Raw genomic sequence first — 15,187 nt, 5'->3', positions numbered from 1 at the left:
TAATCTGTTTATTTGTTTACTTAGGCAACAACTCAAACTCCTTTCTGCTTATGGTAAAAATCGTTCCATGACGTATTCCCTTCGGCATTACTAATTTATCCGAAACATCTGTCCAGTTTTTCAGATCAGTAGATTGAACTGCACCATACTTATGATCTCTATATTTATCAAAATACACGATCCAGGTGCCGTTGATCTTTAAAGTAGTCGGCCCTTCTGCCCAGTAATTACCGGTAATGGGCGCCGATGCATCGCTGTAACCTTTGTTCATCTTTTTGCTTGTAGCGATCTTGATATTCTTTTGCACCGGTTCTCTCGTTTCATCTTTCAGGAACATGACCAACTGTTTTCCATCAGGGATGATCGTTGCATCGATCACGTTAAAGCCTTTATCATACAGCAGTTTTGTTTTACTGAAGGTTTTGAAGTCTTTTGTAAGCACAGAATACATGCGATGATTATAACCATTCTCTACTTTTGGATCGGCTTTGTATTTACCGGCAATGGTAGTAGCCCAGTAGATCATGTATTGTTTGCGCTTTGCATCATAAGTGATCTCGGGTGCCCAGCAGTTACGAGCAGAATCTTCCTGCATCATCACCGGGATAAACTTTTGTTCACTCCAATTGATGAGGTCTTTTGAACTGGCATAACCAATGCCTTTATCGTTCCAGCTCACAGTCCACACCATATGAAACAAACCATCTGCTCCACGAATGATGCAGGGATCACGCATCAATTTATCTTTTGCAACCGTTGGATATAAGATTGAACTGTCGTTCTTTAATGCGCTCCATGTAAAGCCATCGTTGCTGTAGGCAAGATGTAAGCCATCCTGTCCGTTGTTTTTGAAATATGCAAACATATAAACGGAATCAGACTGGGCATTTACACGCAGTAACTGCATCAATACAAGAACAAGTAAACAGATTTTCTTCATCATTCAATTATTTAAACATCGCTTTGTAGCGGATCATGGCTTCAACAAAATAATAATCAGCATAGGTTAACGGCACATCAATTTCTGTTTGAGCGGGAAAATGCCCAACACTATGCTTCAATAGAAATCCACCATTGGTTCCTGCTGCTGCTTTGTATTGTTCGGTTGATAGATTCTTTAAGATCGTTTCTGCAGCTTTGAAATACTTGACAGATAATTCTTTGTTGACATAGCCGCTTAACTCCAGTAAAGCAGAGGCCATAATCGTTGCAGCAGACACATCACGCAAGGCATTGGGGATATTCGGTGCATTAAAATCCCAGTAAGGAATTTTATCTGCAGGCAGATTTGGATGATTCAGTATAAACGCTGCGATCTTATTCGCCTGCTCTAAGTATTGTTTGTCTTTTGTTTCCCTGTAGGTTTCAGTATAGCCATACAGTCCCCATGCCTGACCACGTGCCCACGCACTTTCATCAGCAAAACCCTGTGCTGTTCTTTTTTGTTGAATAGCACCTGTTTGTGAATTGTAGTTGATCACGTGATAAGAACTGTTGTCTGCACGAAAATGATTTTTGATGGTTGTATTAGCGTGTGTAACAGCAATTTTGTAAAACGAAGAATCACCTGTTACCTGTGTGGCCCAGAACAATAATTTCAGGTTCATCATATTGTCGATGATCACGAGGTACTCATTTGCTTTTCCATCCCATGATTTAATCACACCTGTAACCGGGCTGAACCGTGTTGACAATGATTTGGCGCTCGTCACAAGTATGTCTTTGTATGAAGCAGATGGTTGAATCAGATTGGCGTTGCCAAAACTGCAATACATCATAAACCCAAGATCATGTGTGGTTGTATTGAACTGTTCCTTCTTTAATACTTCCAGAATGCGTTGCGCTTCTTTGTAGAGAGCTTCATCTTTTGTTTGTTGATAAAGAAACAACAATGTACCAGGGTAAAAACCACTGCACCACCACCCGGAATTGCTGAACTCATATTTGTTGGTTGTGGGGAAATATGTTTTGGGAAATTTATCTGCAGGCAAATTATTCGCCAACACTTTGTATTGGGCAGCAGCATCGAGCATATTCTGCTCAATTGTTTTCAACAATGCTTTATCAGGCTGTTGTTTTGTTTGCGCATAGCTAATTGTAAGAACAAATTGTACAACGATCAAAAAGAACAAACGTTTTGCAAGCAACATAGTTAAAGAAGTTTATTCAGCAATTTAAGACTTAGATCAGTTAGGCCGGTTTTTATCGAACCAAGGTTACACTCATCAACCCAATCACTACATCGTTGGCGATGGTTTTGAGCGTAATACTTTTTAATTGTTTATGCGGGTTCAGTTTTAAATCTAAGACCGTTGCAGCGCCACCATCAATACCAAAGTTGGAAAAACCTTTGATGCCTGTGTACTTATAATTCGACGGCATCACGTCACCGGTCTTTAATAATACACGGGTAGGTTTCGTTGCACCGGCGGTAAACGCAAATCCATCGATGAGATAATCCTGTTCAATCGGCCACCAGTTTTCGGGGTTCTTTAGCTCCAGTACAGATGAAGTACCATCGGTATAATTTACTACAACCGTTCCGTTCAGCATTCTGCTTTGCATGGGATTGGTGCTGCCCGCCATTAAGAAGTAGGAATGCGATGCAGCTCCACTCAAAGGCAGCACAACAGAATCAGGATAATTATCCCACATCGATGTAAACACAATGTTCTTTTTTTCTGTTGCAGTTGTTTTAAACGGAATATTGTTGATGCGAACTTCATTCTTTATACCTGCTTTTACTCGCAAACCACCATCGCTGATGTTTGCTGTCGTTAACGGATAAGCCCAGTTGCCAATTCCCTGCTTAGGTAATTGCAAAGTTGGGACTGCAGGTCGAGGCGATAAATATTCATTCTTAAAAATATTCGTTACCGCATCATTGAACTGTTGGGTAAGATCAACGGTTTCAAATTTTGTTTCGGGAGTGATCGTTACAGTTTCAATGAATGGTTCATCTTCGATCAACGAAAAGTTCAATGGCTCAAACCAACTGAAATCGCCTTGCTTCAACTGCAGGTACAAACTGTTTACACCTGCATTGTTCAGATTCCCCGTTACAATATTTGATGCACGTACTAAATTCCGTAACACTTCCACCGGTTGATAATGATTTAAGATAATTGCCTTACTCAGTTTCACCTGTACCAATTCGCTGCTGTTGTATGTCTTTTTATAATCCGGCTTTTCAAATCCTTCACCCTCCCATTTGATGACAACCACATACGACTTTGCAGCCGCAACATCGATCTGCAACGAAGGCGTTCCGATGATACTATCCACTACTTTCCATTGTACAGGTTTTCCATTTACCGTTAATGATTCAACAGCATCTCTGTAGGCAGGAATGATCAACTGCAGTTTCAGTTGTTTGCCAAACGTTGGCTGCAACAAATATTCTTCCGTCAAACGTGTGCGTTTAAATACAAACTGAATATTCGGTGTGGTTAAGGATGCATTGTTCCAGTGTTGCGGTAAGCCCGGTTTAATCACCAACCGATCATTCAATGCATCAGGTAATACACCAAACAAACCTTCTACCAATGTTCTACCGGCCATACCAATGGGATCGGCAAAATCTCTGTACAACTCACCTCGTATGGCATCATAAAAACTCAACTGTTGAATATTACCCGGACTTGCACCGAGGTACATACTTTCCATCAACGAACTTTTCCATAAACGATAAGCTTCTTCTTTTTGTCCGCCCAGCCAGAACGCCAATGCAGTGTGCAGCAGCTCGGGCAATGCTACATTATTCAAACTCCAGGTATAAGGCTGCCAGTTGGTGGTTGACAACGTATACAACGATGAATCTTTCAATCCCTTTGCGATGATGGGGATATGCGGAATATAATGATTAACATATTGCAATGATTGATAAGCCTGGAATGGATCAGTAATGCCTTCATCAATCGCATGATAGATCGTCCACAATGCAGCCGACTCATGCAGCAATTTATTGCCCAGCAGATCTTTATATTCAGCATACCAGCCTTTGTTCTTCATCCATAATTGCTGATTGATGGCATTCAGAATTTTATTCGCTTCTGCTTCATATTTGCTTCCATCTTCGCCAATGATCTTTGCCAACTGTGCTGCCACTTTATTGGAACGATAGTTATACGCCGATGAATGCGTAACACCACCACCACTGTACTGCAATGCATCACTTGCCCAGATAGCAGCATACGAATCATATAATCCATCATCATCCACATCAAAATTTCTTTTCTCCCAATCAAGATGACGAACAAGCAATGGCCACATTTGCCGAACATAAGCTGTATCACCTGTCCAGTTGAAATGATTTAAGAGCTGATCAATGAACACAAGGTTCATATCGTAATGGTGTGCACGCAAATCACCACCGGGGTTTCGTGAAATGTATCCACTGCTGAATAAGGATGTGCCTAATTTTTCCTGCTGCCGACCCAAATGCAAAGCCGTATCTGAAACAACAGGGCCTGTCAACGGCGTTTTTACCTGCGACAATGCATACCCATCAAAATGTTTCCGTGCACGATCGTGCCAGCCAAATACATCGGCCACATACGCACCACGCCAGCCATTCAAACGCATGCGCCATGCAACAGCACCATGCATAAACGATGGATCTTCCCATACGCCATCAGCTGCAATTCCCAACACCGAACCCAATGTGTTGATGAACGGATCAGGTGTAGATACTTTAATGCGATCAGCAATCTTTTTGCGTGCTGCTTCTGCCTGTTGAAATTGTTTTGGTAAAGCTACGTAAGAGAGTGCTTGCTTTTTTTCAGGTTTCTGTATAGCGAAGAAATAAGTTTGTTTGTTGTTGAGTGGCAGACTTGCTGTGATCAACGGTGCAGCAACAACTTCAGACTGTAACAATACAACAGGCGATTGTTGCTTGGTTGCATCGGCCATTTTTAATACAGCCGTTTCAGGAAATATACCAACCAGTTCTTTTCCTTTATCTGCAGCAGCAGAACTGTTGTTGGCGTTTGCAGGAAGGTGCTGCACTTCGTATCGTTCCTCTTCACTTAACGGTTTTGCAAAACCGTAGAGCAGCGTAAAATTATTCTTATTGATCTTGTACAGATTATCCTTGCAATACTCCGGCTTTAAAAAAAATGATGATTCAGGATCGGCACCGATATCACCATCACGTGAAAACTTTTTACCCGTTGCACCACCATATACAGCCACTAATTGTACAGCAGTTGAAATATTATCTGTTTGCAGTTGTACAATCATTCCTTCGTTTTCATACAGTGCAATTACATGCAGACGAAGAACACCATCTCCCAATAACTCATCCTTGATCTCATACAGCATCGAACCTGCACGGTAAATGGCTTTGATCTTTTTACATTCGATCAGCCACTTGCTTTTATCGTTTACAACAAGACCAAATTTAAGATTACCACCCATCCCCGGCATATACAAAGCAAACTCAGGCAAGTCGCCTACTTCAGCACGGAAAGCTGTATTACCGCCATACAGTGCACGGTTGAATCGTCTTGTCCCATTTTCAATCACAATATCATTTCCTTCGGGATGATAACGCACTTGCCGTTCAATGCCATGCCATAGCTTTTGCTTTTCTTGTGCAGTTGAATTATTCATCAAACAAAAAACAGCAGCCGATATAAACAGTAATCCTTTCATCAAAACATTTTCTTTAACCCTTCCCATTTCACATTCCATGTTCTTGGAAATCCAATATTGATTCCCTTATCTGCATCAGCACCGGTGCACATCAATGCAACAGCATTCAGCACACCACCATTACCCGGAAGATAAATCGTTAACCGATCATCCTGAAAATTGTGTCCATTCACTAAATATGTATTTGTGCGGACAGGCATCAGCAATGCATTCACTGCTTCTTCACCCATGTGCAAACGTGCAGCCGTCATCGCCATGAGTGGATAATCCCATCCCCATGTTTCATTCCAATCCCATTTTTCCAATACAGTGAAATACGTTTTCTTCATCACAACAGTATCCAAACCATTGGCAGCCGGGATGGTACTGTATGCTCCTAACACTGCCGGATGATCCGTTAAATACTTCGATCCTTTATCGTAACAATCAGGTGTATTGCCGGCGGCGAGATACACACCATTCAATTGTGGCAATGGCGCAAGATTATTAATGATCTCATCCCATTTCTTTTCCCGTGGTAAACCTGAACGCACTCTCCATTGTTGCGCCACTTCCAATGCCCAACTCCAGTACGATAATTCATACGTAGGATTAAAGGTTGATACCGCATCAAAACATTCCTGCGCAGGAATTAAGCCTTTGCCAAGATTGTATTTTTTTGTTTGCTGATTGTAAGATGGAAAGGATGCCATGAAATCGGCTGTAGCAAATAACAGTTCTTTATACTTATTCAGTGTTTTACTTGTAGGATCATGACGATACAACAACTCGGCCATATAAATAAAATGAGGCTGTTGCCAGATGAGAAATGCACCAACAGATGAAGGTGCTTCATCACCATTGTTATCGGTCATCTTTTGCCAACGCAATCCTTCAAAGCCCTGTCGTTTGGCAATAAGCTTTGCTTTTTCGGCTACTTTAAAATACCAGTCTAAACTTTTTTCCATCAACTCAGGTCTGCCCCATTGTGCAAAATGCACGGCATGCCACCAATGCATTTCCAGATGTGGTTTACCATACCAACTGTTATACGTCAAGCCTGTTTCCTGTGGAGGATAGGCAGCCGAGCATTGCACTTTGGTAAGATATTGCGATAACACAACTCTGCGTTCCAACTCAAATGCTCTTGTTTCTTTTACCTGCGAAAAATCAACAGCACCGCCGCTTAACCAAAACTTTTTCCATGAGAGTTCACTGCTTTGTTTTGTTTTAGCAAAGTTGGTAATAGTTGTTACAGGCTTCTTTTCAGTGAAACTGAAACTGCATTCAAATAAACCTTTACCCGACGTTGGTTGCAGTTTAAAATAATGAGCTCCTTCCCTTTTCATTGTTGCGGATGAAGTCCAGTTCACATCAACATAATAATTGGTTGTATCAAGTGTTCGTTTGATGAGTGCGCTGCCGGTGCTGTTTGAAAGGGATGAAGTATGCGCCTCATCTTTACTGAAATTATCGCCGCCATCTTTGAACTGTGCATTGGGATAAGGGAAGCGTAAACGAACAGTGATCCTGTTCTTAAATAACAAAGGCGATTCAATACGAAAAGAAACAGCATCGTGTTGCTGATGTGCAACAGTTGTTACTTTCACCGGCACACCTTCTACTGCAAAATTGCTTGTGATAATTCCTGTCCACAAATTCAACTCCTGGCTGATCTTCTGAATATCATTTGCCGTTGCAAGTGTTCCGTCATTCTTTCTTATTTCCAAACCAATATTGCCCAATTGCAAACGATGCGGATTCACACGGAAATATTCAACCGCCATCTTCACTCTGCCCCTTTCTTTGGGCTGAACGGTGTAAGAAATTTTTCTTCCTTCCAGCTCATATACTTTCTGTGCTTCTTCAACACGAAGATTTTCTGTATTCGGAAAACTATGCCAGCCCCATACCGATTGTGTTCCTAATGGAACTCCTTTGATGTATGCATCCGGAAAACTCTGCATACCTGTTGCATCAACCGTAAAAGCAAAATTGCCATTACCAACAGTGAGGGAAGAAAGCGAATCAACTTTGTTCACTTTTACATTGTGACGCTTTACAACCGCTTCACGATCGATACCCTGTGAAGTAGCCACAAAGGCACAAAAGCACAAAGAAGCACTAAGAAAAAAAGATATAGACTTTAGTCTCATTGTCATTTTCTATTAAACTGTTGCATGATAATAAAGCTGCTGCCTTACCCCCTTTAGGGGATGGGGGCAAAAACGTTATCAATCGCCGGTCTGCTGTAATTCTCTTTTGAATCAGTTGTCTTCGGCATACCGAAATAAAAATACAATGTACGCTTCTTGCTTCCTTTCACATGATTCAATTCGCTCATCGGGCCATACACTCTTGTGTTCGTCGTTAAGCCAACTGCCAGCTTCGTACCTATTGGCGGAATACAATCCAAAAAGGAAATATTTCCAACAGGCACTTCCGGATGTGGTTTCACTGCATCACTTAATGCATAAAAATCAAACAGACGAATAAACAAACCTGTATCAGGACTGGCAATGTATAACTTACCCTGTACTGTACTTAATTCCATCCAGGATACTTCACCATAATAACCTTTGAATTCGGGATACACAATGGGCGAATAACCGGTGTGTGTATTGTTATAAATATTTTGCCAAACATTGACAGGCGTGCCGGCAATACGATTTTTCCATTGGCGTGCCGGGCCCTTGCCTAACCAACGACTCGATAATACATAATTCTCTGGGTAGTTAAAGCTCACGCCGGTAAATGGTTGATCTCCTTCCACACTGTATTCATATTCCATCGTTGTCCAGCCGCTTGCATTGATCTTCCATTTTACATATCTCATATTCCCGCTGTAGGTGAACTCCACCACTTGGTTGTTTTCTTCTTTGTATGCTTTCGAAGAAACAACTGCAGCATTGCCTTTCACCAGGACCGGACCGTTATTAAACGAGAGCACATAATCATTTGCTGTATTTTTGCTGGTGACAAGATTGCCGGTTAATTTATCAAGCACTACACTTACTTCACCACCGGTAATTGTATACAGACTATCGGTTTCTTTGATTGATGTTGAATCTTTTTTCCCAGTTACAAAATTTTGCAGCAGTGAAGCATTGTCTTTTACTTTGGAGATCCATTTGTACAAGTCTCTCCCGTAATTATCTTTTGCAACAATTACCAGTGCATCATAGCTCTTATAGTCTGCAGGTAAATTAATTTTCAACTTTCCTTTTTGTAAGGGAGACACCGTTGGTGCAGGTGCTTGTCCTTTCTGTTTTACAACATAGCCATCAAAACGATCAAATGGTTTACTGTAATCAACCAATGCCCAATAAAACGTACACTGATTGGTATTGAGAAAATGAAACCGGTTCTCCAATTCAATTTCTCCGTTAAACGTTGAAGGCAATTGATCTGACAACGAAAGCTGAATGGGGGAAAAGATTTCACGTAATGCATAAAAACTTCCTTCCTTTTCACGATGCGGGCCTAGTATCCCGTCATTTGCATTCAAACCATTTGCATCGAGCGCATTATTCAGATCCGTACGCATAACCGCTTCATCAGCCATCACCCAAATAAACACACCCCCACTCTTCTGTGACTTCCAATGCAGGTTCCAGAAGTCTTCCATAGCAGCGCCACCTCCACCATCATCCTGTGCATGCAACATTTCTGTTGGCATATAGATGAGTGAATCGTTGAGAATTTTTTGTGTACTGTAATAATCTTCGTAATGATTTCCATCAATGCCACTGAAATGATTTCCCGGGCGATGATGCGGATGAATGACAGGACGTTTTTGAAAATCCCATTTCAGAAAATCATCATCGAGTTCTTTGTTGGTGCCGCCTTCGTTTCCATTATCCCAAAAGATGATGGAAGGATGATTCAAATCACGCAACACTAATTCTTTCACCAACGGCTCTCCTGCTTTGGCTGAATAGAATTTCTGCCAGCCAGCCAATTCATTCAATACATAAATACCTAATGAATCACATAACTGCAGAAAATATTTATCGGGGGGATAATGACTGCAGCGAACAGCGTTCATGTTCATTTCTTTCAGCAGCAGTGCATCTGTCAATTCATTTTCTTTGGATAATGATCTTGCAGTTTCCGGCCAGAAGCAATGCCGGTTGACGCCTTTCATTTTCACCTGTGTTCCGTTGATATAAATCCCTTGTCCATGTTTTACCTCTATTGTGCGGAAACCAAATTTCTCATTGAGTTCATATAATTTCTTCCCTGCTGCATCCTGCAACACTACAGTTGCAGTATAAAGATTCGGTGTTTCAGATGTCCATGATTTAATATTGTTGACTTGCGTTGATACAATGATGTTTTCATCTGTTTTTGCAACAGCAGTTTTTGTTGTCGAGATCACTTTCTTATTTGCATCGGTAATGGTTGTTATAACAAATGCATTTTGTGCAAGTCCCTTCGTCCATACCTGCATGGCGAATTTGCCATCATGCTTTGCATCAATTCCTACATAGTCGATGTATTGTTTAGGTGTTGCTTCTAAAAACACCGGGCGGAAGATGCCACCGAATACCCAGTAATCAGCCAACCGTTCCGCATTGTTTACACTTGCATCGCTACTCATCTTACTTACTGTTACTTCCAGTGTATTTGCCTTATCGAAATTCAACAGCGAAGTCACATCATATTTAAACCGGTAGAATGCACCACGATGTATATCACCTGCGCTCTTGCCATTGATCTTTACTTCGGTATCCGTCATGCTGCCATCAAATACAATATTGATCTGTTTGCCTTTCCATGCAGCAGGTATTTTAAACTGATACTTGTACATTCCCTTCTCATCGTAGAAACGAAAATTCTTTCCATGGGTTTTGTAATCACGACCATAGTTGTAATTACCAAATCCCTGCTGTTCCCAGCAACTCGGCACCTGTATCTTTTTCCATTCGCCGCTGTTACGACCTGCCGTGCAAAAGAAATCCCATTGCACGGTATTCTTTGCATCGGTACCGGAGAGGTATTGGATTTGCTTCTGTTGGCTATGAAGAGAAGTTATAAGTAATAAGTTGTAAGTTATAAGTAACCCAACTTTGTAAATCTTATTCATCATTTGTTCTTATTGTTTGTTATCGACTTTATTATCCTTTCACTACTCATCACTCATCATTCATCACTCATACAGCTTCACCTGGTCAACAATCACTCCCTCATCAACTGCCGTAATCTTCACTACATGATTTGCAGACTTACCAACTGTATGTCGTGTTGTGCGAATCGCCTGGTTGCTTAATACATTCTGTTTCCACTCTTCACTCCTTCCCTGTGTGGCATAGTCAATTGTTTGCACAGGGCCATCATCAACTTGTATACTGTAACGGATCTTTGTTCCTTCAGCAGGATGATTGGGAGCTAATGCCAATACGATCTTTAATGAATCAATGTTACCTGTAAACACAAAGGAAACAGAACTTCCTTTTTGCAAACTGATCGCTCCACGCTGATAACCCAGCCCATGTGCCAATGGTTTTACACCCGTATATGTTTTATAACCTGTTCCGTTGAAGACAAACAAGGGCTTCGCTGTTTGTACGAGTGGTTTGTCAACTGTTTGCTGAATCGCTTTATCAAACACCGCCAGTTTTCTTGGCTTCATATCCATCATGTATTTCCACTTTCCATTACCAAGATTGCTATACTTGTTTGTCAGAGAAACAATGGTATCGTATGCAGCATCACTTAATGTCCATGTTGCTTTGCCATGTCTTGCCAGTTGTGCGATTAATAATTTCTGATTAATGGCTGCGGCACCACGTACCGGGTATTCAATTAACTGGAACCAGCTTTCCTGCTTTGCTGATGAAATGCGTTTGGACAACTGCACTGCTTTCGCATCAAGCACAGCATATTCTTTCAACCGTTGATTGATCTCTTCTTCACTCCAGGGTAAGTCGGCAACGATTTTATATTTCGGATCGCTTTCTTCGGTTCTGGTAGCGCCCATGAATTCAGGTTTGCGGATATACGCCAGGCGATAGTATTCATTCATCAACGAAACCAGTTCTTTTGCATTCGCTTTTCCAAACTCTCTTACAAGGAAGTTATGTAAATGTTGTTCTAAACCTTTTTGATTGTTGGCAATGGAATCCATACTCCATCCCATATCTAAAAACAATTCCGTTAAATATTCACCGGGTTTAATATCACCAACATTCAGCACCCACATGTCTTTTGCTCCTTTATCATAAGCCATCCGCATTTGTGTGTACAATTGTGCAGGATGCGTGCTGGCCAGCCACAGATAATCATGCGGCCTTCCCCAATAAGAAATATGATAATACACACCATTACCGCCTTTCTGCTTCCGTTCTTTTTCATTGGGAAAATGTTTGATGTAACCATAGTTATCATCGCACCAGACCAGTGTTACATCCTGCGGTACTTCAAAACCATAATCATAAATATCCTGTACTTCTTTGTACGGAATAAATGCCTGAGGTACTTTTTCAATAGCAGGGTTAATATGTTTCGTCAACATTTCACGTTGTTCTTTCACTGCTTTATCCATCACCTCTTTTTGTTCCTGCAATGTATTGGCGCCAAGCATCTTGCTGTCGTGCACGCCACGAATACCCAATGTATAAAACGCATTGAAGCCCTTGCTTTGAATCACCCGGTCTTCCCAGTATTGATAGATAGTATCATGATTGGTTATGAAATTAAACTCTCCCATTGTATTCTCCTTCCATTCATCCACATTATTCCGCAACATGGGTTCGGCATGCGAACTGCCGATCACAATAGCATAATCAGTGGCCATTTGTGCATTGCCGGGATAATGAAAAAAAGCTTTGGTGGAAGGATGCATGGCAGGCCAGATCAGGTTTGCCCTTAAGCGAAGTAATAACTCAAAAATCTTTGCATAGGTCCTTGGACCAATATCTTTTGTTTCAGGTTCCAGTGTTTTGGCGGCCCATGGTTGCAGTCCCCAGTCTTCATCATTTAAAAAAATACCACGGTATTTAACTGAAGGTTCGTTTGAAACGTATGAACCTGAAATGAACAATTGCTTTTTGGTTGCAGGTATTGCATCGGCCCACCAAACCCAGGGTGACACACCTAACAATTTCGATACATGAAAAATACCATAGGCAGTTCCTCTCGGATCACTCCCAATAATCAGCAGTTTATTGCCAACAGTTTGAATACTGAACCGTTCCCATTTATTTTTAATGGCACTGACATTAAGTTTATTTAATTTGATTAGTTCATCAATCAATTTTGACTGACCGATCGTTCCTGCAACAACAACAAAACCTTTTGCCGGAATTTTATGCAGCACCTGCATTTGTTTGCCACTGATCAACTGCACATCGTTTGCAAAAGCATTGGCAGCAATACTCACCACTTTTGCATCATGCTCATCAACACAGATCTTCGCAACAGAAGAAGATGTGAATAAAGAAAAGGAAGAAGGTTTTTCAGAAACAGAGAGCGTATTGGTTTGCGCCCTGCAAATTGTCACAAGAAAAAACAGAGAACAGCAGAGCACAGCCTTGAACATCTTCAGCATACACAATCGTTTAAACAGCGTGTAAATTTAACGTACTGCGGAGGTAAGCTATCCTGCGGTGTCCTGCATATCAGCATCGAAGGATGAGGACTAATAAAGAAACGTCTTTGCGAGCCATGGCGCCGACCTTAGCGTCGGTGGCTGCGGCTTTGTGCAGGGAGTTGTGCCGAAGCAATCTGCTTTGCTTCATTCAAACTCCGTAACGGGAGATTGCTTCGCCAAACAACAAGGCTCGCAATGACGGGAAACGAAAAGGAGTTTTCTTCGTAATGTAAAGCCACATCCGAAGCGTCTTATCCCCTCCTCGGAGAGCCTGTCCCGCTTCACGGGAGGTTGGGGTGGGTTCTCTTTCATTCCACTAATACACAATACCCGTACTACTCTTAACAACATATTCCGGCTTTTGGCCATTTACCGTTTTCACCTTTTCAAACTTCACCTTCTCCGCATCATTGATCACTACCTTTCCATTCTCCGGAAGCGTAAGATTTGTAAACACAACATTCCGCAGTTTATGCTTCGGATCGGTAAACCCGTTGATATTGATCACGGGCTCTTTTACATTCGCCTGCGACAGATCAATATTCTTGAACACAAAGTTTTCAAAGGTGGGTAACACAGGAGCAGCTTCCCCATCGTTGTTATAATTCACCGCTGAGAAAATCGTGATCTTCATCAACTGGCAATTGTCGACCGTTACATTCTTTACATAACCACCACGGTCTTTGGTGCCTTTGATCTGCATACCATGCAACAACGCACCTGCCTTACAATCCTGCACCAGCACCCCACTTACACCACCACTCATTTCGCTGCCGATGGAAATACCATGACCACGAATGAAATTACAGTTGGTGATCCGCACATTGGTAGTTGGTTTGCCTACATAATAACCTTCGGGGTTCTTACCCGATTTAATGGCAATACAATCATCGCCTGTATCGAATGTGCAGTTGAAGATGTATGAATCGGTGGATGAATCAGGATCAATGCCATCGCCATTGTGAATGCCTTTTGTAATGATGGTAAGGTTATGACAGGAAATATTGTCGCTGTAGAGATAGTGGATCGTCCAGCAGGGAGGTTCAGTGATCGTCAGGTTGTCGATGCTAACATCCTGGCTGTTCATTAATAAGATCAGGCGACCCCTGCTGCGGATGCCTCTTGCAGCTTTGCAGGCCAGTTCCAGTTTTTTACCACCGCCTTTAATGGTACCGCCACCGGTGATGCGCAGGTTCCTTACATTGTACGAGCCATCACGGTTTAAGGTACCGGCATTGATGAGACTTGCATAGGTGTACATCTCCCAACCTTCGAAACGGTTTTTGATCAGTGGCAGGTAATCAAGCGTATCAACCGAACCTTGTAAGACAGCGCCTTCTGCCACATGCAAGGTCATATTACTTTTCAGAAACAGGGCGCCACTTAAAAATGTTCCTTTGGGAATATACACCGTGCCTCCTGCCGTGCAGGCATCAATGGCTTTTTGAATGAAGCTCGTGTTGATGAAGGTAGAATCGCTCTTTGCACCAAAGTCGAGGATATTATAAACTTTTCCTTGGGCTGCTGTTTTAAATTTTAAAACTGTTTGTTTTTTAGTTTGTGAATTCTTTCCGGTAATTAATTGAAATGATACTTTATAAGTTGTGGCAGGTTTTAATTTATCTAACGTATAATTCGTCTTACCTGTAAACCCATGCGTTTTACCATTTACGATTATGTGATACATCAAACTATCTCCGCCATATTGCTTATCCCACAACAAAGTCACCGATGTTTCAGACAACGTGCCGGGAGCGATCATGAGATTGTACTTGTTGGGAGGAGCGGCAGAAACCGACAACACAAAACAGGAAACAAGAATAACAGCAAGATATCTTTTCATACAGCATGCTTTAGCAATCGGATAAAAATAAGCGGGATGAGGAAGAAGAACATCCTGTACTGTTACGGAGGAGAAATGATGAGAAACTGGAACGTTTTTTACTCGGTAATGAATTA

7 protein-coding genes are annotated in these 15,187 nt (G+C 41.7%); all 7 read right to left on the bottom strand.

Going from position 1 to position 15,187, the window contains the following annotated elements:
* Nucleotides 1–16: 16 nt before the first annotated feature.
* Complete coding sequence (locus tag H4075_RS11255) at nt 17–943, bottom strand: glycoside hydrolase family 43 protein (RefSeq protein ID WP_255460170.1); 927 nt, start codon at nt 941–943, stop codon at nt 17–19.
* A gap of 4 nt (nt 944–947) precedes the next feature.
* The gene (locus H4075_RS11250) at nt 948–2,150 is read right to left on the bottom strand and encodes a glycoside hydrolase family 88 protein (RefSeq protein ID WP_182800950.1); all 1,203 of its coding nucleotides are present in this window, start codon (nt 2,148–2,150) and stop codon (nt 948–950) included.
* Nucleotides 2,151–2,202: 52 nt separating this feature from the next.
* Nucleotides 2,203–5,655, bottom strand: a complete 3,453-nt coding sequence (locus H4075_RS11245) for a DUF4450 domain-containing protein (protein WP_182800949.1) — start codon at nt 5,653–5,655, stop codon at nt 2,203–2,205.
* A complete protein-coding gene (locus H4075_RS11240; RefSeq protein WP_255460169.1) occupies nt 5,655–7,733 on the bottom strand; it encodes a hypothetical protein in 2,079 nt (692 codons plus the stop codon). The genes H4075_RS11245 and H4075_RS11240 overlap by 1 nt, the downstream gene beginning before the upstream one ends.
* A 110-nt stretch (nt 7,734–7,843) precedes the next feature.
* Nucleotides 7,844–10,726 carry a glycoside hydrolase family 2 TIM barrel-domain containing protein gene (locus tag H4075_RS11235; protein WP_182800947.1) on the bottom strand — a complete coding sequence of 961 codons (2,883 nt, stop codon included), beginning with the start codon at nt 10,724–10,726 and terminating at the stop codon, nt 7,844–7,846.
* 60 nt (nt 10,727–10,786) lie between these two features.
* Nucleotides 10,787–13,186, bottom strand: coding sequence for a glycosyl hydrolase 115 family protein (locus tag H4075_RS11230; protein WP_255460168.1), 2,400 nt, complete (start codon nt 13,184–13,186; stop codon nt 10,787–10,789).
* A 358-nt stretch (nt 13,187–13,544) separates the two neighbouring features.
* On the bottom strand, nt 13,545–15,071 hold the full coding sequence (locus H4075_RS11225; protein WP_182800946.1) for a glycosyl hydrolase family 28 protein: 1,527 nt from the start codon (nt 15,069–15,071) through the stop codon (nt 13,545–13,547).
* Nucleotides 15,072–15,187 lie beyond the last annotated feature (116 nt).

The sequence above is a fragment of the Lacibacter sediminis genome (assembly GCF_014168535.1).
In the GTDB taxonomy this organism is placed as follows: domain Bacteria; phylum Bacteroidota; class Bacteroidia; order Chitinophagales; family Chitinophagaceae; genus Lacibacter; species Lacibacter sediminis.
Note: the sequence above shows the minus strand (reverse complement) of the source record. Positions and strands in the feature narration are given on the sequence as shown.